General features: G+C 39.8%; 1 protein-coding gene. It reads right to left on the reverse strand.

All coding sequences use genetic code 11. The features are described from left to right. A partial coding sequence (locus ACFIKG_RS09860; RefSeq protein ID WP_375652261.1) for an ABC transporter substrate-binding protein occupies positions 1-538 on the reverse strand: 538 nt, incomplete at both ends.

Here is a 538-nt window from a genome sequence, read left to right on the forward strand (position 1 = left end):
ACCTTCATAATCTATAAGATAACGCATCGCCAAGCGCACTTTTTCCTTAGCAAAAATGGGATTCGTCGTATTGAATCCCCAATACATCATGGATGGTTCTAACACTTCTTTGATTTTAACATCTGTTGTTTTTTGCAAATCTGCAAGATCTTCAGGTGTCAAATTACGAGCAACATCAATATCATGTTTTTGCAATAACAAGCGCTGTGTTCCGGGCTCCGCAACATGGCGAATTAAAATCTGCTTTAGTTTAGGTGCTTGTCCCCAATAGTGAGAGCTTGCACGTAACAAAATCACTTCTCCAGGGCGCCAACTTTTTAAATGATAAGGGCCAACGCAAGCAGCATGAGTTTTCAAATACTGATTTCCCAGATCACCGTTTTTTTCATGCTTCATAATCGTCTTACGATCAAGCAAAGCTGTTGCACGACTCGCAACAACATTATTCAGAATGAGCTCTGCTGGATAAGGCTTATCAAATTTCATCACCACTGTTTTCTCATCAACAGCTTGCAAAGCATCATCAACATTTTGTTCT

It is taken from the genome of Bartonella sp. LB28NMGDW (genome assembly GCF_042194435.1).
Taxonomy (GTDB): Bacteria; Pseudomonadota; Alphaproteobacteria; order Rhizobiales; family Rhizobiaceae; genus Bartonella; species Bartonella grahamii.